General features: G+C 48.3%; 19 protein-coding genes. 12 read left to right on the top strand and 7 right to left on the bottom strand.

The genetic code is table 11. The features are described from left to right. The 9 genes from FDX14_RS11050 to FDX14_RS11090 are packed head-to-tail and all read left to right on the top strand — an operon-like array spanning nucleotide 1 to nucleotide 10,428. Nucleotides 1–558, top strand: a complete 558-nt coding sequence (locus FDX14_RS11050; RefSeq protein WP_042313183.1) for a polysaccharide biosynthesis/export family protein — start codon at nucleotides 1–3, stop codon at nucleotides 556–558. A 2-nt stretch (nucleotides 559–560) separates the two neighbouring features. Continuing rightward, nucleotides 561–2,690, top strand: coding sequence for a GumC family protein (locus FDX14_RS11055; RefSeq protein ID WP_137349514.1), 2,130 nt, complete (start codon nucleotides 561–563; stop codon nucleotides 2,688–2,690). After that, nucleotides 2,687–3,898 carry a lipopolysaccharide biosynthesis protein gene (locus tag FDX14_RS11060; protein WP_042313188.1) on the top strand — a complete coding sequence of 404 codons (1,212 nt, stop codon included), beginning with the start codon at nucleotides 2,687–2,689 and terminating at the stop codon, nucleotides 3,896–3,898. Before FDX14_RS11055 ends, FDX14_RS11060 begins: the two co-directional genes overlap by 4 nt. Continuing rightward, nucleotides 3,895–5,265: a capsular biosynthesis protein gene (locus FDX14_RS11065; protein ID WP_137349515.1), complete on the top strand. Its 1,371-nt coding sequence runs from the start codon at nucleotides 3,895–3,897 to the stop codon at nucleotides 5,263–5,265. The genes FDX14_RS11060 and FDX14_RS11065 overlap by 4 nt, the downstream gene beginning before the upstream one ends. A 4-nt stretch (nucleotides 5,266–5,269) precedes the next feature. Beyond that, nucleotides 5,270–6,259, top strand: coding sequence for a glycosyltransferase family 2 protein (locus tag FDX14_RS11070; protein ID WP_042313193.1), 990 nt, complete (start codon nucleotides 5,270–5,272; stop codon nucleotides 6,257–6,259). A 14-nt stretch (nucleotides 6,260–6,273) separates the two neighbouring features. Further along, nucleotides 6,274–7,485 (top strand): glycosyltransferase family 4 protein, encoded by a 1,212-nt coding sequence (locus tag FDX14_RS11075; protein WP_042313195.1) that lies wholly within the window; start codon nucleotides 6,274–6,276, stop codon nucleotides 7,483–7,485. A gap of 1 nt (nucleotide 7,486) precedes the next feature. Beyond that, nucleotides 7,487–8,596: a glycosyltransferase family 4 protein gene (locus tag FDX14_RS11080; RefSeq protein WP_079226115.1), complete on the top strand. Its 1,110-nt coding sequence runs from the start codon at nucleotides 7,487–7,489 to the stop codon at nucleotides 8,594–8,596. Nucleotides 8,597–8,598: 2 nt separating this feature from the next. Continuing rightward, nucleotides 8,599–9,006, top strand: a complete 408-nt coding sequence (locus FDX14_RS11085) for a membrane protein (protein ID WP_042313200.1) — start codon at nucleotides 8,599–8,601, stop codon at nucleotides 9,004–9,006. A gap of 30 nt (nucleotides 9,007–9,036) precedes the next feature. Next, entirely contained in the window at nucleotides 9,037–10,428 is a 1,392-nt protein-coding gene (locus FDX14_RS11090; protein WP_137349516.1) for a DUF4832 domain-containing protein, read from the top strand. Between the two features lie 46 nt (nucleotides 10,429–10,474). Here the strand turns inward: FDX14_RS11090 and galE are convergent, their stop codons facing one another. From galE to melR, 6 genes are all read right to left on the bottom strand, one after another. Further along, a complete protein-coding gene (galE, locus tag FDX14_RS11095; RefSeq protein WP_137349517.1) occupies nucleotides 10,475–11,491 on the bottom strand; it encodes a UDP-glucose 4-epimerase GalE in 1,017 nt (338 codons plus the stop codon). Nucleotides 11,492–11,558: 67 nt separating this feature from the next. Continuing rightward, on the bottom strand, nucleotides 11,559–12,497 hold the full coding sequence (locus FDX14_RS11100; protein WP_137349518.1) for a glucosamine inositolphosphorylceramide transferase family protein: 939 nt from the start codon (nucleotides 12,495–12,497) through the stop codon (nucleotides 11,559–11,561). Between the two features lie 220 nt (nucleotides 12,498–12,717). Beyond that, a complete protein-coding gene (locus tag FDX14_RS11105; protein WP_038632863.1) occupies nucleotides 12,718–13,353 on the bottom strand; it encodes a carbonic anhydrase in 636 nt (211 codons plus the stop codon). Nucleotides 13,354–13,507: 154 nt separating this feature from the next. Then, on the bottom strand, nucleotides 13,508–14,680 hold the full coding sequence (locus FDX14_RS11110; protein WP_061382302.1) for a MalY/PatB family protein: 1,173 nt from the start codon (nucleotides 14,678–14,680) through the stop codon (nucleotides 13,508–13,510). Nucleotides 14,681–14,787: 107 nt separating this feature from the next. Further along, nucleotides 14,788–16,248 (bottom strand): Na+/H+ antiporter NhaC, encoded by a 1,461-nt coding sequence (gene nhaC, locus FDX14_RS11115; protein ID WP_137349519.1) that lies wholly within the window; start codon nucleotides 16,246–16,248, stop codon nucleotides 14,788–14,790. A 190-nt stretch (nucleotides 16,249–16,438) separates the two neighbouring features. After that, nucleotides 16,439–17,377: a transcriptional regulator MelR gene (gene melR / locus FDX14_RS11120; protein WP_042313217.1), complete on the bottom strand. Its 939-nt coding sequence runs from the start codon at nucleotides 17,375–17,377 to the stop codon at nucleotides 16,439–16,441. Nucleotides 17,378–17,688: 311 nt separating this feature from the next. Here melR and FDX14_RS11125 point away from each other — a divergent pair, with 311 nt between their 5' ends. Next, on the top strand, nucleotides 17,689–18,183 hold the full coding sequence (locus FDX14_RS11125; RefSeq protein ID WP_137349543.1) for an anti-virulence regulator CigR family protein: 495 nt from the start codon (nucleotides 17,689–17,691) through the stop codon (nucleotides 18,181–18,183). A gap of 80 nt (nucleotides 18,184–18,263) precedes the next feature. Here the strand turns inward: FDX14_RS11125 and FDX14_RS11130 are convergent, their stop codons facing one another. After that, nucleotides 18,264–20,012 (bottom strand): sigma-54 interaction domain-containing protein, encoded by a 1,749-nt coding sequence (locus FDX14_RS11130; protein WP_061382300.1) that lies wholly within the window; start codon nucleotides 20,010–20,012, stop codon nucleotides 18,264–18,266. A 380-nt stretch (nucleotides 20,013–20,392) separates the two neighbouring features. Here FDX14_RS11130 and dpaL point away from each other — a divergent pair, with 380 nt between their 5' ends. Next, nucleotides 20,393–21,607 (top strand): diaminopropionate ammonia-lyase, encoded by a 1,215-nt coding sequence (dpaL, locus tag FDX14_RS11135; RefSeq protein ID WP_137349544.1) that lies wholly within the window; start codon nucleotides 20,393–20,395, stop codon nucleotides 21,605–21,607. Between the two features lie 32 nt (nucleotides 21,608–21,639). Continuing rightward, a complete protein-coding gene (locus FDX14_RS11140) occupies nucleotides 21,640–22,824 on the top strand; it encodes a YgeY family selenium metabolism-linked hydrolase (RefSeq protein WP_137349520.1) in 1,185 nt (394 codons plus the stop codon). Nucleotides 22,825–22,890 lie beyond the last annotated feature (66 nt).

A 22,890-nucleotide genomic window follows, 5' to 3' on the forward strand; every position in this document is an offset into this window, starting at 1 on the left:
ATGAAAATAATAGAACTGTGCGCGTTTTTGCTATTCAGTATCCTGGTGGTCGGGTGCTCAGCGTCCGGCCCAAGATTAATGGACGATCCTGCTACAGTTCAGCAGGATTACCGGCTTGGGGCGGGGGATACTGTCAATATCGCTGTTCACGGTCAACCCGATATGACGATGCGGTTTATTTTGGATAAGAGCGGGGAGATTAATTTTCCGTTTGTGGGCGCTCTTAAATTAAAAGATAAAACTGTCGATCAAGTGACCAACGAATTAACTCAACGGTTGACGGGAGATTACTTTACCACGCCGATGGTGACGGTGAGCATTGCCGAGTTCCGTAAATACTATGTTTCAGGTGAGGTGAAAAGTCCGAACGGATTTGCCTGGGAGCCAGGTCTTACCGTCGAGAAATCTATTGCGCAGGCAGGGGGATTTACAGATCGTGCTGACCGACAAGATATCAACATTCGCCTGTCTGGCAGCAATCAGCTGCTTGAGAATGTCGATTTAACGCACTCTGTTCATCCTGGGGATGTCGTGATTATTGGCATGGGGTTCTTCTGACGATGAAACTATCTATAGTGGAAAACGGCAAAAAACGAGAAAACACTGTCGAATTCTCCCGCTTTGCCAAAGAGCTGAAAAAGAACGCCTGGAAAATCGTGCTGGCCGGTATCGTTGCCGGGGTAGTGGCATATCCAATAATCAGCATGATGTCCTCAAAGTATGTCTCAACGGCGACGGTACTGATTAAAGCCCAGGCCGATAACGTTTCTCCGTTCCCACAGGTTGATGGTTTCGATTCAACGCGCAGTGGTTACTACGAAACGCAATATGCGTTGATGCATTCACGTATTGTGCTTGAGCAAGCCGTTCGCGATATGAAGCTGGATGAAAACCCGGAATTTATTGGGGAAAAAACCGGTGGACAGGGGGCGGAAAGCAGTGAAAACCGACAGTTGAGGATGGAGCAAGCGCTGAAAACGTTGTCGAAAAACCTGAATGTTATCGGTATTCGTACAACGAACCTGGCATCTATCACCTATGAATCCCCCTCACCGCTGGTGGCTGCTGACGTTGCGAATGGCGTCGCGCAGGCTTTCATCAACTATACGGTGGAGCAAAAGCGCCTGAAAGTAGAGAAAGCCCGCGAACTGAATTTTGAAAAAATGGAAGAGATTCAGAAGTCGATAGCGAAACAAAAAGAGGAGATGGACAGCTATCTGAAAAACGCCGGGCTGCTGACCTTTCGCGGTATCGATGGTTTTGAAACCGAGCAGTTAAGTATCGTCACCAATCGCCTGGCTGATGCGACCCAGCGTCGCGTTGCCGCTGAATCTGTCTATAACGAGGTGAACAGCGGAGGGCGGTCGGCGGAGAGCGTTATCTCTCAACCTTCGATCTCTAACCACGCCCAGATTCAGGATTTACGTATCGCGTTAATTCAGGCGCAGCGCACGTTGTCTGAACTGCGCAAAGTATACGGGCCGAAAAATCCCGCAATTTTAAAAGCAGAAGCTGATGTCAAGTCGATCCAAAGTCAAACCGGACGGGTACTGGGTGAGCTGAAAGAGGGGTTACGTCAGCAATATCTGGCGGCGCTGGCGGATGAAAAGAACTATCAGCAGCAGGTGGCGCAGCAGAAAGAGATCTTCCAGAAAATGGCCTCAAAACGCGATGCCTGGAACAGCCAAAAGCTGTCGTTAGATAAAATGGAAGATCTGTATAAATCGCTGTATCAACGTACTCAGGAACTGTCGCTGTCCGGCGTGAATGCTGACGCGGTGTTATATGATCCTGCCGTTCCCGCGCTAAAACCCGCGAAACCGAATAAATCCCTCTTGTTGGTGATGGTGGTTCTGCTGGTGGTGGTGTTCAGTATCATGTATTTCATTGTCAAAGCGGCGATGGACAACTCAATCCGTACGTTGAGTCGTATGAAAAAACGCCTGAACGTTACTCCGCTGGGCGAAATCCGTCGTTTTAGCGGAACCTCAGGGCGCGCACAGGTTTGCGACATGATCCTCAAGAATCCACTGAATGCCGATATTGTGCACGGTATCCGTACCCGGATTATATTGGATAATCGACCATTGCAGACGCTCGCCGTGGCGTCGACGGAGCACTGTGAAGGGCGCTCATTGCTGGCGAGTCTGTTAGCAAACTCCTTTAGTTTCGACCAGAAAACGCTGCTTATCGATGCGGATTTCTTCAATACTGACGGACTCTCATCCGAGCTGGCATCGGCAACGTCCGCAGGCGTAGCGGAACTGCTGCGTGGGGAGACCCAGCTTGAACAGGCGCGGATCAAGCTCAGTGATAATCTCGATTTTATCCCGCACGGGAAGACCACCCTCTCTTCTCTGCTGATGTTGTCGTCCGGGCACCTTGAGCCTTTAATGCACGAACTGAAATCCCACTATCAACGCATCATTATTGATGTGGCTGCCGTGAATCAGAGTCAGGATGTGCAATTGATTAAACGTGCCGTTGATGGCGTTATTTTCATCGTGAAAGCCGGCTCGGGTTCGGCGGGGCATATAGCCAACGCGCTGGATAAGATCGAGGAAAATGATGGCGTTGTGATTGGCGCTGTGCTGAATGCGGTTGAAGAAAAGGACCTTGAAACGCAAGAGGGTCTGCGCTCACTGAACTTCAGTACCGATCAACTGATGACGACGCCAGGCCGCGTATGAGTCTACTGAAGAGCGCCTCCACGATAGCCGGTTCATCAGTCATCTCACAGTTGATTGGTGCGCTGTCTATCTGGTTGATCTCACATAAGTACGATATGGCTGAAGTGGGGCTTTATGCGCTCAACTACAGTATTGCCGTGGTGGGCGCTCAGGTCTGTACCTTTGCATCACAGCTTTTAATTCCTAAACAGCAGGATGATGAACTGGTACAGAATGTCGTGTTTTGTCTGATACAAAGCACGATTATTGCCTTACCCTACGCCGTATTGACCGCGTGGTTGTTCCACCAGAGCATCCTGTTCCTCTATTTACTGACGCTTGCTACGGCGTGGGTTCTCATCTCGGAAAACCTGTCGCTGCGCACAGCTAACTTTCGTTTTCTGATCTTCCAGCGCATTTCTGTTTCTGTGGTGGTATTACTTTCGATACTGGTTACGCATCATGTGCAGCTGTTTTATTGGTCGTGGGCCTGTGCGACGATGGTACTGACGGTAAGCTGTATATTGCATTCGTTTGATATTCGTTCGGTGGCGGTCCAGCATTTACGACCCGCCAGCAACTGGCATTTTTTTAAACAGAATATTCATCACATTACTAAAGTCGGCAGCGCTGAGGTGTTGGCAATGGCCAGCAGCAATTTGCCGATTATGCTGATTAACTTCTGGTTTTCGGCGCTGACCGCCGGTTATTTTTCCGTGGTCAGCCGCTTCTGCCTGGCGCCGGTGGTGATCATCGGGAACGCGGTACGTAATACTATTTTTTCCAAGTGGTCTATCGATTTTAGAAATAACACCTTTAATTATCAGGAATATACCCGGGTACGGATGCTGCTGCTGGTGTTGGGAGTTATCTGTACTCTTGGCGTGTTTATTTTCTATCCGATTGTGATGCGCCTCGGTTTTAGCGAAGACTGGATTAACTCCATTGAAACGTCTCGCTACATGCTACCCTACCTGTTCCCGGCGCTGGCGATAAGCCCCCTGACGGTCATAGAGCTAATTTTTGGCTCCCATCGCTATTTTCTGCGCATCCAGTTGGAGCAACTGGCGATTGTGCTATTCGCTTTTGTCGTGACGCCCTATTTTTATAAAGACTATGCAACGTCGGTGATTTTGTTTTCTTCACTGACATTTATTCGCTATGCCTTTATTTATTTGAAAATGAACAAGCGGGCTAATCTGCTGAAAGACAGGCCGGTGATACTATGACGCTGAATACCGGATATTATTTACAAGGTTATACCTTCGTTACGCTGATCCTGTGTGGCCTGGTGCAATACTTTACCGGCATACAGTCGGTGCTATGGATCCCCTTTTTTCTGACCCTGTTGATGGTGGGATTATTGGTGATGCAGACGCGGGATGGCTCGCTGCGTCTGGATGCGCAGGAGACGATAGTGCTGGCGCTGTATTTCTCGTTCCTGATACTGGCCGGGGCCTCAACTCTGATTCAGGGCGGGATCACCGTCGCGATTGTGGCCTTTAAAAATGAAATTGCGCTGTCGCTGGTGATGATCTGCTTGCTGCTGGGATTTTGCCGGGAGTCGCAGATTTATCGCGTGGCTCGCTATTTATACTGGGTGTTTTACGCGCAGATCCCGGTCATGATTTATCAGGTTTTACTGGTTGTTCCCCAGCGTGTCGCGGTGCGTGGTGAAGATGAAAAATGGGATTCCGTGGTGGGTACCTTTGGCGGCGACCCGATGGGGGGAGGTAACACTGCCGCGATGGGCCTGTTTTGCCTGCTGATTATGCTGTTAAAGGTCTCTGAGTATAAGCACGGACTGACCACGTTTAAATCCATGGCGTTGCACATTGTGCTCGGGATCGGGCTGTGCATTATTGGTGAAGTAAAGTTCGTTATCCTGCTATCGCCTCTATTCCTGGCGTGGGTGTGGATCTCACCGAGCTACGTTAAAGATGTTAGTAAGGTTAATCTGAAGACGTTGTTGGTTATTGTGGCGGGGATGTTGCTGCTGATTAGCCTGTCGATAGTTATCCTTGCATATTATTATTCTACTGCGTTTGGCGGCGATCCGTCGAAAAGCGCGTTGAGTATTTTTATCGACTCTTTGAGCTATATTTTTGACCCGAACTACATTATGTCTACCGGGGAGTTAGGGCGCTTTACGACTTTCCTGTTCTGGCTAAAAAATAATGATCTGTGGGGACTGTCAGGAACGTTATTTGGCTATGGACTCAACGCCACTAACAGCGGGAGTACGGTATCGCCGGGCTTTCTGAATATTATTTATAACTTAATCCTCGACTCGACTTCTCTGAGTATGCTGCTGTGGGAAGTGGGTGTGATTGGCACGTTAATCTTCATTAGCTTATTTATTTATATCCTGAAAATATGTCAGCCCAAGCCTTTACTGATGCTTGAACAACTGGACCCGCAGGATCTTCAGTTGTTGAGCTTTGCTCCGGCATTTAATGCTTTTGCGATTGCTTGCTTAATTAGCTTACCTTACAGCCAGATACTGATGATTACACCGATGTTACAATTCCTGTTCTATTTATCACTAGGATCAAGTTTAGTGATTCGTCGAACCGTCCTTCGCTGCGTAGGGTAATTGTATGGACAATAAACCGTTTATTTCAGTGAGTATCAAAACGCTCAATGAATCTGAATGTATTGAGAAAACAATTGATAGTATCCGTAAACAGCTTGTTGATTATCCACATAAAATTATTGTGGCAGATAGTCTGTCAACGGATAACACCCAGCAGTTGGCGATCGATAAAGGGGTGACTGTGGTGTCATTAACCGATCCAGGCGATCGTTGCTGTGGTGTCGGACATCAGTTGGGTTACCTTTATAGTGAAGGGGAATATCTGTTGCTGATGGACGGCGACATGGAGCTGGAAGAAGGATTTGTGGATCAGGCTGTCGCGTTTTTGCAGGCGGAACCGGAATACGCTGGCGTAGCGGGAACCGTCGAAATGGACGATGCCGTTAACTATGAATTTAAATCGCGTAAGCAACGCATTAATAAAATCTATCCCGTAGGGGATAGCGACCATTTAGGCGGCGGGGGGCTATATCGCCGCTCCGCCATTGAGAAAATTGGTTATCTCACCAACCGTAATCTGCATGCTTATGAAGAAGCTGAACTTGGCCTGCGGTTACTTGACGCGGGTTATAAATTACGTCGTCTGAATATTCCGTATTTTATTCATACTTCGCATACCATGCCGACCTTTCAGATGCTGAAGCATCGCTGGAAAAGCGGATACTATCAGGCTCCGGGCGAATTTTTACGTTGCGCCTGGGGAAAGCCTTATTTCATTAAAGCGTTAAAAATGGTTAAAAACGAGGCGATTTTTGCTGTTTACCTGGTTGCCTTGTTCATTGCGGCGGTGACCTTTAATCTCGAAATTTTCGATATCGCATTTCTGCCATTGCTTGCCTTTGTGATACTGAAAACCGTGCAGAATCGGTCGTTATTGAATGGCCTGCAAAGCGTGATGAACTTAGCTGTGCTTTCCGCGGGGCTTGTTAAAGGGTTAACACATCCGCTACGCGATCCGTTGACTCCGCCTGACAGTAAAATCATTCATGAATAACTAAGGCAGACGCCATGAAAGTTTTATTAGTAAATAAGTTTTTTTTCATCAAAGGCGGCGCGGAAACGGTTTATTTTCAAGAGCGCGATATGCTGAAACAGGCCGGAGTGCAGGTGATTGATTTCTCGATGCAGCATGAGAAAAATTTCCCTTCGGACTATGCGGATTATTTTGTCAGCAATGTGGACTACCACCAGGAAAGTAATTTGTTGGGTGGGCTCAAAACGGCGGTTAACTTTATTCATAATTCGCAGGCCTGCAAAAAGATGCTGGCGTTATTGCAAAAAGAGCGCCCGGATATCGTTCATTTTCATAATATCTATCACCAATTAACGCCGGCGCTGATAAAAGTTGCGCGCAATTTTGGCTGCAAAACGGTACTGACTGCGCATGACTATAAGATTGTCTGCCCTACGTATTCCATGTTGCGCGACGGCAAAGTGTGTGACTCCTGTATCACCGGCACGGTTTTTAATGCTTTCAGGTATCGTTGCCAGGAAGGTTCCGCCTCAAAAAGCTTATTGCTCTCTCTGGAGGCAACCTGGCAATACATTGCGCAAAATTACCAAGCGCTGGATGTGATCGTTTCGCCGAGCGTTTTTTTACGCGGGGTGCTGCTGCGTACGCTGCCGAAGTCGCGCATTGATGTGATCGTCAATGGCGTAGATGACAGTCGTCCTCTGGATGAGGCAAGCGATGAAGGCTATATGCTGTTCTTTGGTCGCCTGAGCCGTGAAAAAGGGGTGGCAACGCTGTTGGCGGCACATGAGAAAATGCAGAACAAAGCGCCGTTGAAAATTGTGGGCCACGGCCCGCTACATGACGAGTTAGTCGCCAAATACCCGGATGTTGAATTTTTAGGTTATGTGCAGCAAGGGGAAGCCCTTGATAAGCTTATTAAGCATGCACGGGCGGTAATCCTTCCTTCTGAATGTTATGAAAACTGTTCCATGGCGATATTAGAGGCGATGTCCCTGGGCAAGCCGGTGATTGGATCGCGCATTGGCGGGATCCCGGAACAAATTCGTGACGGTAGCGAAGGGATTTTATTCGAGCCGGGCAACGTGCAAGCGTTGGCGAATGCGATGGATACGCTGGCCGACTCGCCAGAGAAAGCACGGGTTATGGGGTTACATGGTCGGGCGCGATTAAGTGAAAAATATGCGCTAAGCAAACATATGGACACCTTGCTGGCGCTGTATAAAGAACTGCTGAGCAGGCCATAGTATGAAAAAAATAACGGTTTTTGGCACACGAGGTATTCCGGATGTGTTGGGCGGCGTGGAGACTCACTGCCAGAATCTTTATCCTGCTATTAAACAGCAGCTCGATGTTGATATTTGTGTTATCGCTCGCTCACCGTATGTGAATTACAAACGGTCAACGTATAAGAAAGTCGAAACCTATGCGCTGTGGGCGCCCAAAAAACGCTCGCTGGAAGCGATTGTGCATTCCGTTTTAGCGGCATTGAGGACAGTTTTCGACCATTCGGATATTGTGCATGTGCATGCTATCGGACCGGGCCTTGTGATTCCATTATTACGCGTCCTGGGTAAAAAGGTCGTTTTTACCCACCATGGGCCTGACTACGATCGTCAGAAATGGGGATTCATTGCCAAAAAAATACTGTTGCTGGGTGAGCGCTGGGCGGTGAGATACGCCCACGAGGTGATTGTGATTTCTGAGGTGATTAATCAACTGATCCAGAAAAAACATGGTCGCTATGACGCGCATTTAATTCACAACGGCGTGAACGAGCCGCGGTTGTTATCTGAGCTGACTATCGAAAATACGCTCTCCCGCTTTGGGCTACAGCCGAAAAATTATCTTGTGGTGGTTGGACGATTTGTAGAAGAAAAAGGGATGCATGACGCCATCGCCGCTTATCAACATAGCGGTTTGACCCTGCCGCTGGTGTTAATTGGCGATGCAGATCATCCGACCGAATACAGCATTCGCCTCAAAAAGCTGGCCGCCGACACGCCTGGTGTGGTGATGACCGGATTTTTACGCGGTGATGAACTGCAGGCGGTATTTTCACAGGCGAAACTGTTTGTGATGCCTTCATATCACGAAGGTCTACCTATTGCGCTGCTGGAAGCGATGTCCTTTTCTCTTCCCGCTGTGGTCAGTGATATTCCGGCTAACCTTGAAGTTCAGTTACCTGTCGCAGCCTATTTTAAGGTTGGGGACGTGAACAGTCTGGCCGGGAAATTAACCCAGTGGGTGACAGCCAATCGTGTGGACTATCGTGTATATTTGCAAAACTATAATTGGCATGAAATCGCCAAAAAGACAGTCAACGTCTACCACTCAATTGATAAAGATATAGGTTAATTTTGACCAGTCCTCAAAATCGTCCCCCCGTCATCGAACGGTTCTATGCTCACCTTGATGAGCAAATAGCGGAGGAGTTGACCCCGGAACAAAAAGCAGGGGTGGAAAACGCGATCCTGGCCTCGACATTGGCTGCACGGCATCAGATTGATATTCGCCGGAGTTTTCCTTTTTTCAGTAAACGTTTTTATCTGGTTTTTTTGTTTGGCAGAGATTTACGCCGCCAGCATCGCCAGGAATCGACCTTGTCGCGGATCTTGCTCACTTTTTTGCTGTTGATCGCCGTGCTGTTCGTCACCTGCTGCATATTGCTGACGCTGTATATGATCAAATCAGCGCTAGGTATTGATGTATTCCAAAATTTTCACGTCGGTATTTGGGACTGGTGGTTAAACCTGAAAAAACACTAGTGTTATTAAACCTGCGAGGGCGTTACTGCGATGAAGTGTCAATGGGTTTCTGCGCTGTTGGGTATGTTCCTCCCGCTGTCGGTGATGGCCGCATTAACGACCGTAACCCCCAAAGCATTGACGGGGCCGTTGACCAACCCGGGGATTGGCGTTGCCAGTTTTCATCAGGGATACGGTGAAACGCTGAGCCTGGCGGATTATCCCAATACCGGGTTCGAGTATGAGCGATTTTATTGGCGAGATTTGGAACCTGTTGAAGGGCAGTACAATTTTGCGCTGGTGGATGATGCCTTTAGATACGCTGCGGCGCACCGTCCCGCGATGAATGTCGGGCTACGATTTATGGCGCTTGCCGACCCGGCGGATGGCACTAAAATTCCCGACTGGCTGATTAAAAAAGGCGTAAAAGGAACCTGGACGTCTGATAATAAGACGTTTGTACCGGATTTAGATGACCCACTGTTTATCGAATACAGCCAGCGTCTGCTCAACACATTGGGTCAGCGCTACGATGGTAATGAGAATCTCGCTTTTGTTGATATCGGCATGGTGGGTTCGTGGGGCGAGTGGCATAACAGCAACTTCCCCGATCTGAAGCCACTCCTGGAGCGATACACCACCGGACAGTTGGATCGCTACGTTGCGATGCACTTTTCTGCCTTTCCCAAAACGCCCAAAATTATGCTGATAAGCGGTGGGCAAAGCCTGGCAAATGCGGTGGCGCGTGGGGCCGGGTGGCGAGCGGACTGTTGGGGTGACCTGCGCGTGTTTTCAGACGCCTGGAATCATATGCAAGATGATTACCCGCAGCGATTACTGGCAGCGCAGCAAAGTTATGCAGGGTTTAACGATGCCTGGAAACGCGCGCCGGTGAGTCTGGAAATCTGTTCGTATATGCAGGACTGGAAGAATTCTTTTCATTATACGCGCGCCGAAGTACAGGGGATTTTTGACTGGGCGATCAAGCAGCATGCCAGTACCATCAACCTGAAATCGAGAGCGATACCCAGCGATTATCGACCGATTGTCGACGATGCGCTGACCAAACTGGGCTATCGATTTCGCTTAGCATCCCTGAGCCATGAGGCTGTGTGGAGCGGTGGACAAACGCTGACGTTGAACAGTACCTGGTATAACGATGGTGTGGCACCGATCTACCTGCCCTATACGCTGTCATTTCGTGTGGTAGACAGTACCAATAAGGTGGTGGCGCAAGGTAATGCGGCGGATGATATACGACGTTGGCTCCCGGGAATTCATCAGGTCAGTTATGCGCTGCCTATGCCGGGTCGGCTGGCGAAAGGGCAATATGCGATTGAGGTTGCGATGCTGGATAAATCCGGTGCCGCGAGAATCAACTTTGCCAATGAAGGGAAGCAGAGCAACGGCTGGTATCGTGTATCAACCATAACGTCGCGCTAGCCCGCTAAAGCCACGAGCCAGACGACCTGGCTCGTTGCAGAGAACATCACAGGTTATAACCATTCGGGTTATTTTTTTGCCAGTTCCACGTGTCGCGCATCATTTCATCAAGGCTGTAGATAGCCTGCCAGCCTAACTCTTTTCGCGCCAGAGAAGGGTCTGACCAACACTCGGCAATGTCTCCGGGTCTTCTGGCGACAAACTGATAATTAATTTTTGTCTGCGCCGCTTTTTCAAACGCCTCAATAAGGTCAAGTACGGAATACCCGACTCCGGTACCAAGATTAATCACCTTGTAAGCTGCGCCTTTGTTCTGGCAATCCAACGCGGCTAAGTGGCCGGTCGCCAGGTCCATAACGTGTATGTAATCACGAACGCCGGTCCCGTCGGAGGTTGGATAGTCATTGCCGTATACCGACACGGTTTCAAGTTTACCAATTGCGACCTGGGAGATATACGGGACCAGATTATTAGGAACACCGTTAGGATCTTCGCCAATTCGACCCGATGGATGGGCTCCGGCCGGGTTAAAATAGCGCAGGCAGGTGATGCGAAAATCGGGCTGTGCGCGTGAAAAATCGGCCAGAATCTGTTCGACCATTAATTTAGACGTGCCGTACGGATTGGTCGTACCGCCCGTGCGTGATTGCTCGCTTAGCGGCACGCTTTCCGGATTACCGTATACCGTGGCCGATGAGCTAAAAATAAAACGATTAACGCCCGCGGCCAGCATCTCATCCAGTAATACCAGCGTACCAGTGACGTTGTTTTCATAGTAGGCGAGGGGTTCTTTTATCGACTCTGAAACCGATTTTAGTCCCGCAAAATGAATGACATCAGTGATATTATGGCGGGTGAAAATGTTCTTTAAGGCCTGCCGATTCCGAACGTCGGCGATATAGACAGTCGGTTCCCTGCCGGCAAGTTCCGCGACTCTGTCCAGCGAGACTCGAGAAGAGTTCGACAGATTATCAACGACAACGACATCATCGCCTCTTTCCAGTAGTGTTAAAACAGTATGTGAACCAATATAACCTGCGCCACCAGTGACAAGAATTGCCATACAGACTCCAGATAAATGCTAGAAACCCGAACGATTTTCCACCAACGCCACCCGAAAATCCAGTGAATCAGTTATATCGATGGGAGAGATATACATTCCTGTATTTTATCATGCATTTATATGATAATTTTTTAAAAATCGCCAACAAACTGAACTTGTTTATTTTAGTGTCATAAACAATATAATTATTTGAGAAGTTTAGTGTATGGACACCATCACTGTGGTTGATCGAGGAATTGATTTTCTCGATCAGGCTTTCATCAAATATAGTATTGCTTAATGTGACTAATTCTTTGATGTAGATGGATTTTCCGTAGGTTTCAGGCGTGCATTCTTGGGTGAGGAAGTACATTTTGTTATCGACAAGGTAGGGCGCACCCGCTCCCCGATGGTGATGGTTGCTCACCTTCAATGAGGGGGCAATCCGCTGCCACTGCCCATAGATATTCTCAGCAGAGTGAATAATAATTTCATTATCCATTGTGGTGGATAAAAGATAACAGGTTTCATTAATTGTGAGAAACACATTATCTGTTACTTCAGTATCCGATATTAAGACTTTGATTTTCTTCCAGCGTACCGGAAACTCTACCGACTGAAACAGTATGACTTCTTTTCTTTCTGAAGACTCGGGGATCATGAATAGCTGATCGTTGATATGAATCAGGAAAGGGAATGACAAATGACACTTTAAGTCGTCAAAGCCCTCAAGTTTAACATCATCGATTTCAGTCAGTTCACGATCCAGAATACGGCATCTTAGCGTACCTTTCGAGTTTCGAAAGCTAAAAGCTTCATAAAAAACATACAGTTTATCGGCCTTTTCAATAATAAAAGGGTCGGCCTGAAACGTATATTTCTTTTTTAACTGCTGGGCAGCAGTTTTACTCAGTATTTCCAGAGTATTATCGGGGAATAAGTGTGAGCCATGATCTTTCAGAATCATGATGTCCCATGACTCATGATAGAATAACATTTTTATCATTCGTTTTATTTTCGCTAGCATTTGCGCATACTCCTTGTTATCGCCTGCAACTTGAAAAAATGCCTATAGGGACAGCCGTTTTGCAGGTCACTACATGTCATTTGCCGCAATGTTGAATGAATGCGCGATGACTGATGTAGAAATATCTACGCCTATCTTAAAAACTAGTTGCAGATGTTTTTTTGTCGGTAGCACAAAAGTAGGAAAAAATGTCCAGAGCATCCTTGCTCCAGTGGAGGGGTTACTCGAAATGCACCTGCGGGTTGTCAGCAAGGGAAACGTAGGTTTTGCTGTTTTTATCCAGGGTACGAATTTCACCACTTTCGATGTCATACACCCAGCCATGCAGACGCAGCGCATTATTTCGCAGTCCAACAGCTACTGAAGGATGCGTTTTAATATTGTTCAACTGCGCAATAACGTTCTCTTCCACCATGGCGTTAACTTTATCGATGGGGTTATCCCAGGTTTTTTTCTCAACCACGGCTTTGGCGGCATCGGCATAATGTAGCCAGTGAGCCACTGCGGGCATCGGATCCAGAGGCTGGCTATCAGCAATGGCTTTCATCGCGCCACAGTTGGAATGACCACAGATGACGATATCCGTCACACCAAGTGCAACTACCGCATATTCGATAGTGGCGGAGACACCACCAGGTTCGGGACCGAAAGACGGTACGATATTGCCGGCGTTGCGAATAACGAAAAGCTGCCCCGGCTCTTGCTGGGTCACCAGTTCCGGCACCAGACGGCTATCGGAACAGGAAATGAAAAGCGCTTTTGGATTCTGGCTGGATGCCAGGCTGCGAAAGAGTTCCTTACGTTGAGGGAAAATCTCTTTTTGGAAGTTGAGGAAGCCCTCAATGATATGTTGCATAGCAGTGTCTCTTTTTTCTGTTTGAACAGGTTATGATGAAGATCACACTTTCCAGTTTAACACCAGCCGACAGAAGGGAAAGACTTTATAGCAGTTTTGCAACATTTCTGGCTAATTTTGCCCCACCATGGCAGGGCAAGTATCGTGATGTACGCTACGCGTTTTGCCGTTTCTGGTAGGCCGCTTTTAGGCGGCTCATGGCTTCTACCAGGACAGAACGCGGACAGCCCACGTTGAGTCTCATGTGACCCTCTCCGCCAGGACCATATTGTGCGCCTGGCGACAGACCAAGCTTCGCTTCATGCACAAAAAAATCGCTTAGTTGTGCATCGTTGAGACCCATTTTTTCCGCATTCAGAAACAGAAGATAAGATGCGCCGCCATATACGACAGATATCAAGGGACAGTGCTTTTCAATGTCGCGTTTAACAAACGCGACATTGTCAGCCAGATAGGCCAGTAGTTTCTGGTGCCAGTCGCCACAATGAGTAAACGCGCTGTAAATGGCCGCTTGCTGTAATGAATGCGTCTCGGCAAGGTAGCAGTTATCAAGAAAGTGATAGAACTGATGGCGTAACTCATCGTTTTTAATAATGGCTATTCCGCCCTGGAGTGCTGCCGTATTGAAGGTTTTACTGATTGAGGTCAGTACAATTGATTTGCTGCCTGACGTTTCATTGAGCGTAAAAAATGGCAAATGGCGCTTACCTGGCAGGGTTAAATCGCTATGCACTTCATCAGACAGAATGATGACGCCAGCCTGCTGGCAATAATGGCTAACTTGTTCCAGCGTTTCCCGCGACCACACCATTCCCCCCGGATTATGCGGTGACGGGAAAAGAAACATTTTGCACTGCTTGAGCTTCTCGCTGAAATCATGCCAGTCAAATTCATAATACCCGTCTTTTTCAATAAGGCGCGTTTGGATTAAATTCCTGCCGCTGGTTTTCACCAGGTTAGGGTAGGGATCATATATTGGCGTACAGGTCAATATATTATCGCCTGGTCGGGTAAGCGCCATTAAAGAAAGTACGATGGTTTTTATAACCCCAGGAATAAAATGCAACCAGTGCGGCCTGACGTCGGCATCATACTGTTGTGCATACCAATGGATCACGGATTCTTTCCATTGCGGATAATCCAGGTTATATCCTTGTACAGGCTGCGCGACTACTGAACGCAGCGTGTTCATTACAGGTTCCGGCGTCACAAAATCCATATCTGCAATCCATAATGGCAATACATCGGTGGTGCCGTACATTTGTTGTAATTGACCGTATTTGCGGCAATTAGCATCCCTTATGACAATTTCATCAAACAAAGACATTGCTGACTCCTGGAAAGCCTCTGAAAAATAGGTTTAGCAACGCAAACAGCGAAGAATATCTATTTTATTGATATATTAAATTTACCCCGGTGATAGCTGTTATTAGCCTATGATTTTTGCTCAACCATATTTTCAGCAGCTTCATTTGGCTCATATTTCGCAATGCCAATACCCGTTGCCGCCCACAGCAAGGCAAAGATGACGCCGCTATAACACAGAATTGCCCATGGTAAATAATCAAGCGTTGCCACGCCCAGCATCGTGGCGCAATAAACGCCTGAAGCAGACCAGGGAATAATCGGCTCAACCACGGTTCCGGCATCTTCGGTGGTTCGTGAAAGATTTTTTGCTGCCAACCCCCGTTTTTTATACTCATCTTTAAAGGCGTCGCCACACAGTAGCAGTGGCAGAGTCCCGTTTGCCGTACAGGCACAGATGGTGAAGGTCGTAACAATCGTGGTGGCCACCAGGCGGAATGTGGATTGAACCCCTTTGGTCAGCGCGTTAATTACGGTGTGTAAAGAGCCTGTCGCGCTCATTGCACCGGCAAAACTGAAGGCGCTGAAGACGGTGACAAAACTGCTGAACATAGATATTGCGCCACCTCTTTCCAGCAAGCGGGAGACATCGGAGGACAGTGCGGGCAGGTTATCCCCGGTAAGCATCGCGAGTTTAAAACCGCTGACTACGGATTCGCCAACGGACGAAGCGGTGAATTGCTGGAAGACTAATGCCAGAATCATCGACACTATCGTAGACAAAAAGAGCATCGGAATTGGTGGTCTTTTTGACAGTGAGCCATATAAAACGATGATCGGCGGTAACAACAACAGAATGTTAAAATGATAAATCTGGCCGATAGCGTTCATTAAGCTGGTGATATTTTCAGGAGCACTGGATGAGGCATCAATACCCATACCCATATAGCTATAAATAATGCAGCAAATTATAAACCCCGGGCCGGTGGTCCACAGCAGATGACCGATATGCGAGTACAGATTTACACCGGCAGCCAGCGCCGCCATGTTGGTTGAATCAGAAACCGGTGAGAGCTTATCACCAAACCAGCAGCCTGAGACAATGGCGCCTGCGGCAATAGGCAGCGAAACATTAAGACCAATTGCCACGCCAATCATGGCTATCCCCACGGTCCCGATAGAGCCCCAGGAAGTACCGGTACAAACTGAGATCAGCGCACCCAGCATAAATGCTGAAATATAGAAATACTGCGGGTTAATCCATTTTAAACCATAATAAATCATCATCGGGATAGTGCCTGACACCATCCATGCGCCAATTAAGAAACCGATACTGGCGACAATTAATATGACTGGCAGCGCTTCAGATATTTTATTGCAAATAGCTTGTAGAATATCATCCCACGTGTAGCCATGAGCGACGGCGATAAATGAGGCGGTTGCTGTGCCCATCAGGATCATGGGTTCGGCACGAATATTGAATATAAAATATCCGATGCTAATCCCGCCCAGCATGACTATCATAGGTAAAACTGACCAACAGAAAGACAATTTCTTTCTGTTGTTGGAGGTGCAGCTATTTAATTGCATAATTCCATCCCAATCATTAATGGTTGAACACGTCAAATAACTACCCGCTACAGGTTACTCAGCATTGAGCAACATAGTTGCCAGAGCTCTGCTGAACTCTATTTTATTAACTGTGTCAGGTTATCTATTTTGACCTGCAGTTCTGGTATTTCTTTTTTGTAGTAGGATAAGAGAAAATTTGGCGAATGAATTACCCCTCGGCATAAGGTGAGTGATTTCGTCGTTGTTGGCTCAGTTTGCGATACTGCTGCGGTGGCATGCCGACATATTTATGGAACGAGCTATAAAAGCGGCTACTGGAGCGAAAACCAGCAATCGTGGCGATATCCAAAATTGTTTTATCCGTATCGCTGAGTAACGCTCGCACATGGTTGATACGCATCGCCGTAATGTACTGTTTCATCGTCAGTTGCATCACCCGGTGAAAAATACCCATCGCATAATTGGGATTGAGCTTAACGTGCTCGGCAATGGCATCAACCGTGAGCTGTTTGTCGCAGTTAGCGGCGATAAACTCCAACATTTGGCTGACGTAAAACTGTGAATGCCGTGAAATACTGTTTTTCTGCGTCCGTGGTGTTTTATTACCCAGCACTGGCCGCCAACCTGAGAGGCTAAAACGCTTGAGCATCAAGGCGATTTCATCGATGGCTAACTGGCGAATCTGCTCGTTGTCGCTGCTAAGTTCACTTTGCCAGCGCTGTACTTCAAAAGCGCTCAGTTGCTGCGAGGCAAGCGAAGTAACCACCATCCCGTGCGTCACGTGGTTGATCAAATCCCTGTCCAGCGGCCAGGATAAAAACAAATGCATCGGCAAATTGAAGATAGCCATTTGTTTACAATGCCCGGCATCGATGAGCTGATGGGGAGTACAGGCCCAGAACAAGGTGATAAAACCCTGTTTGCTTTTCACCACTTCGTCGTTAAAAAGGTACTCCACATCACCATCGAACGGTACATTCACCTCAACCTGACCATGCCAGTGGCTGTAGGTCATGGCCAGCGGCGCCCGCAGTTCGACGTCCATACGCTGATACTCTGAATAGAGCGCCAACGGACTTCTCGTCTTTTTTTCATAGCTGCGGCACATATGTGGGTCGAGTGGCAGCTGCGGGGTACTTTTTGCCATTATGGAGGGTTCCTGGATAGTGAATCTGACCATGGTGTAGCGTCAAAGCATGAACATAGCTTAACCGAAAAAAAGCGCCGTTTTCTCTCCATTTTCGCCAAATTATTCCCAAAAACTCAGATCCTGTGCCTCTCGCTTGCCAATCTGAGTTATCGGGAGTGGTGAGCTTTAATCACAAAAATACGTATTCGGAGGTGTTCGCTTTGCAAAATGTCATCGCTTTTTTTGCCAATAAATCGGAGTTATAGCGATAGCCAGTCATCATGGAATACCTTACATTTTTATATGTATCCACACCTCAAGGAATCATCATGTCCAGACTCCGTACTTTAGCAACGGCTTTAGTCGCCGTTGCCGCGATGACGATGTGCGCCACCCCTGTATTCGCTAACCCCGGTAACGGCAATGGTAATAGTGGCAACCATGGTAATAGCGGAAACAAGGGTAATAGTGGTAACAGCCAGAAAGGAAACGCTGGCCAAAAAAATAATTCACATACAGAACAGCGTAAAATTTATGGCAAGCCGGATCATGTGGATAGTGACATCAGCTATAACGTGGCCAGGCAGTATGCTGTCAGATACGGTTTGACGGGGTATAAATCACTGCCGCCAGGCATTGCCAAAAATCTGGCGCGAGGAAAACCGCTTCCTCCGGGGATCGCTAAAAAAAGTGTCCCACCCTCTATGTTGAATCAACTGCCGTATTACCCTGGCTATGAATGGCAGGTCGTTGGCGACAATTTGGTGTTGATTGCACTGAGCACGGCGATTGTCACTGCTGTTATTAATGGTGTGTTTGATTAAGTCGCCACGGAATTAATTTGCTCTGTTGTTCCTGCCGAAAGCCCGCGTTACGCGGGCTTTTACGTTAAGTAAGATGGGGTTCATAACCCGTATAGCTTTATTTTTCGATAAAGCGTGGCAATGCTGATCCCCAGTTCAGTCGCTGCCTGTTTTTTTCCCTCCACGCTTGCGCCAAATCGCTGGATGACATTTTCAATGGCCTCCCTTTCCGCTTGTTTTCCCTTATTAGCAAGCTGCTGAGGCTGGGCTGTCATCGACGTTTTTCTGCCGTCAGCTGCGGTGAGCAGGTAAGGAGGCAGATGGCTGGCGTTGATCCCAGCGGCTTCCCCGCGCATCACGAAAATATATTCGATGACGTTACGTAATTCACGAATGTTACCAGGCCAGTGCCAGGCATAGAGGCGGTTGATGACGTCATCGGGGAGTTTTTGCGACGGTCGCTGATAACTGACCGAAAACTCATCGGCAAAATATTGCGCGAGAACGGCAATATCTGCTCGTCGTTCGCGTAGAGAGGGAAGAACCAACGGGACCACGTTCAGTCGATAGAAAAGATCTTCGCGAAACTGATTATTCTCCACCATGGCGTTAATATTTTTGTTGGTTGCGGCAATAATTCGTACATCAATATTGATGGTGTTGTTAGACCCGACGCGAGTGATAGCCTTTTCCTGCAGAACCCTGAGCAGCTTAGCCTGCAGATGAAGCGGCATATCGCCGATCTCATCCAGAAACAGACTGCCGCCGTTGGCCAGCTCAAATTTTCCCACTCGACCTTTGGGATCGGCCCCGCTGAATGCGCCGCGCACATAGCCAAACAGTTCGCTTTCCAACAATTGTTCGGGAATAGCAGCACAGTTGATTGTCACGAAGGGGGCGGCTTTACGGGGGCTGCTCTGGTGAATGGCAAATGCCACGACCTCTTTTCCTGAGCCACTTTCGCCGGTAATGAGCACACTGGCATAGCTGTTGGCGATTTTACCGATGGTGCTTCTGAGCTGTTCCATCAAGGGGGAGTGACCAATCAACCGCACCTGGGTGTCGGCCTCATAAGGCGATGGAAGTAGGGTACTCAGGTAGTCGTGCGCGTCACGAAAGATAATCATGGTCAAGCGATCGTTATCCAAAGACGAGAGCGAAATTTGCTTGCACAGCACATGGTATTTCTGACCTTCGAGCGTCAGCCAGGCTTCCTCATCGCCATACAAACTGTCCCCGGTTGTTTCAATGGTCAACGGTAATCCCTGAACCTCGCGATTGAGAATGCGATCGGCTGAATGGTTGGCATGCCAGACAAGACCATGACCATCGATTGCCACGACGCCGCGGTCCATGGCGTCGATCAGACGGCGAAAAGCGCCCAGCGTTTCCTGCGCGCGTAAACGTTCCAGACATTCAAAAACCTTACTGGAAATCATCACGGCTATTTGCTCAATGAAAGTAACAAATTTCTCAATCTGGCTCAGGAGGGTGTCTCGCTGCGCCTGGGTTGAGCAAATAATCCCGATCACCCCAATGACGCGATTGTTGAGAAAAATTGGTGCGTTCAAATCCAGCATTTCAGAACAATAGTGGTGTTTTTCACATAACTGACACAGCGGATGTTCGCCAGGATTTTTGATCAGTACCGTTTCCCGCACCTGCAAAACGTGGCGGTAGATGTAGCCATTTTTTGCCACGTTTTCATTGAGCATATGCCGGTATTTACCGGTGCCAGCGATGCGCATTAAGGATTCATCAATGATCTCAACATCCGTTCCGGTGATGCCAGAAATAGCGTCGGCATAATTGCATATATCATCCTGAATATTGCTGAGTACTGAAATCATACTACTTCTCCGGCGCGTGTCGCATTTATCATGAAAAGTGATAAATAGGCGAACTAATCCCAAAATGATTTGCGAAAAATCAATCTACTGCTCTGTTTTAGTATGTTTTTTTTATTTTATCTTCCGCGATCACACTATTTATCAATTGTGAGAATTTATCAAAATGAAACGATAAACTAACACGATGATATTTTTTGCTGCAAATCTTTTCTTCTGTCTATTTAATTGAAATTTAAGTATTTATTAAAATGTTTATAAGATTTTACTCAATTAATAAAAAGCTGGTAAGCATTTTGCTCTATTGGCATTACCGATAGCGGAAATATCTCTGTATGACATCAATTGCAGGGAATGGATTACCAGCACAATGAGGTTTTATGATGCAGGAAAACTTATCATTTTTTATCAACCAGACACCGTTTACCGAACATCCGAACGCGCCGTTGGCGCCGTTTAGCCGCCAGGAGTTGGTCAAAGCGTTGAATTTTCATCGGTCTATTCCGGGATATTCCCCAACGCCGTTGTATACGCTGCCGGCACTTTCACAAAAACTGGGCGTAAAAAATATCTACCTCAAAGATGAGTCGCAGCGTTTTGGCCTGAAAGCCTTTAAAGCGCTGGGCGGTTCCTATGCAATGGCGTGCCATATCGCAGAATTACTCGGTAAAGATATCAGCGAATTACCGTTTGATGTGATGACCAGCGAAGAGGTGCGCCGCGATCTGCAAACCGTCACGTTTGCTACCACCACCGATGGCAATCATGGTCGCGGCGTTGCCTGGATGGCGCGACAGCTGAAGCAAAATGCCGTGGTTTACATGCCAAAAGGTTCTTCGCAGCAACGTCTGGCGTCTATCCGTAACGAAGGCGCTACCGCTGAAATCGTCGATATGAACTATGACGATGCGGTTCGCATGACTGCAGAACAGGCGGAAAAGCATGGCTGGATTGTGGTGCAGGATACCGCCTGGGAAGGGTATGAAAAAATCCCTCAGTGGATTATGCAGGGCTACGGCACGCTGATGCTGGAGGCGATCGACCAGCTGCATCAGGTTGCGCCGACGCATATTTTTGTTCAGGCAGGTGTTGGCTCGTTTGCCGGCATGGTTCAGGGAATGGTGACAGCAGCATGGGGAGAAAATCGCCCGAAAGTGATCGTCGCCGAGGCGTTAATTGCCGATTGTCTCTACCGCTCAGCCCGCTCGAAAGAGGGGGATGCCATAGCGGTGGGCGGAGATTTGCAAACCGTGATGGCTGGTCTCGCCTGCGGTGAGGCAAATAGCATCGGCTGGAAGCTGTTGCGTGATTATGCCACTGCATTTGCCTCCTGCCCGGATGAGGTTGCGGCGCTTGGCATGCGCATGTTGGGTAATCCGCTGGCAGGCGATCCGCAGATCGTTTCCGGTGAGTCCGGGGCGGTGACGACCGGCCTGCTGTCACTGTTGATGACCTCGCCTGAACTGGCGCAAACGCGTGCGCAACTGGGACTGGATGAGCATTCCCGCGTGTTGTTGATAAGTACTGAGGGTGACACTGACCCACAACAGTATCTGGATATTGTCTGGGGCGGTCAGTACCCGGGCATCAACAAATAATTTCCTGATTGAGAATAAGAACGGAGAAACCCATGTTATCTGCAAACCGTATTGAAGAAGTGATTAAAAACTGTCAGGCGTTAATCCAACAAAAAAGTTATTCCGGTCAGGAAGGAGACGTGGTTAATGCCATAAAAACAATGATGCAGCATTACCAGTTCGATGACATCCACGTTGATAAGTACGGCAACATTGTTGGCGGTATCGTGGGTAATCAGCCAGGGAAAACGCTGGTCCTTGATGGACATATTGACACCGTGCCGGTGAACGAAGAGAAGTGGACCCGCAACCCGTACGGCGGTGATATCGAAGATGGCAAAATTTATGGTCGCGGTACGACCGACATGAAAGGCGCCGTGGCGGCAATGATCTCCGCCGTGGGTTTTTTCGGTCAGGACAATCAGCGCAATTTTGCCGGGAAAATCTACGTTGCCTGCATCGTGCATGAAGAGTGCTTTGAAGGTATTGCCGCTCGCCTGGTCAGCGAGCGCTATAAGCCAGACTACGTAATCATCGGTGAAGCTTCCGAGCTAAACCTGAAAATTGGCCAGCGTGGCCGTGCTGAAATTGTGGTTGAAACGTTTGGTAAACCTGCGCACTCCGCCAACCCGCAGGCAGGGATTAACGCGGTGTATAAAATGGCGCAATTGATCGACAAAATTCGCACCATTACCCCGCCAACGCACCCGGTACTCGGGCCTGGCATTCTCGAACTGACCGACATTAAATCTTCGCCGTACCCGGGTGCCTCGGTCGTGCCGGATTACTGCCGCGCAACCTACGATCGCCGTTTGCTGGTGGGCGAAACCAAAGAAAGCGTCATTGCCCCGCTGGAAAATGTCCTGGCAGAATTCATCACACAGGATCCGCAGTTTAAGGCCCGTGTCTCCTACGCTGTGGGCCAGGAGTCTTGTTATACCGGTGCCACCATTGAGGGAGAGCGCTTCTTCCCGGGTTGGGTGTATGACGAGTCGGACGAATTCGTGCAAGCCGCTCTGGCTGGCGTCCGCGAGGCCGGGTTTAATCCGAGCATCACGCAATACTCATTTTGCACCAACGGTAGCCACTATGCGGGCGAAGCGGGAATTAAAACTATCGGCTTCGGACCTTCGCGTGAAAATCTGGCGCACACCATTGATGAGTATATCGAGATCGATCAGTTAACCGGTTCGGCCAGCGGCTATTACAGCATCATCCAGACACTCTATCGCCAATAAAAAGAACGATAAAAATCCTCTTACCTTACAGGCGGTGCCGCGCAGCGCCGCCGCAATGGAGAATAA

Origin of the sequence: Citrobacter sp. wls710, assembly GCF_005281115.1 — a bacterium.
Classification (GTDB): Bacteria; Pseudomonadota; Gammaproteobacteria; order Enterobacterales; family Enterobacteriaceae; genus Citrobacter; species Citrobacter werkmanii.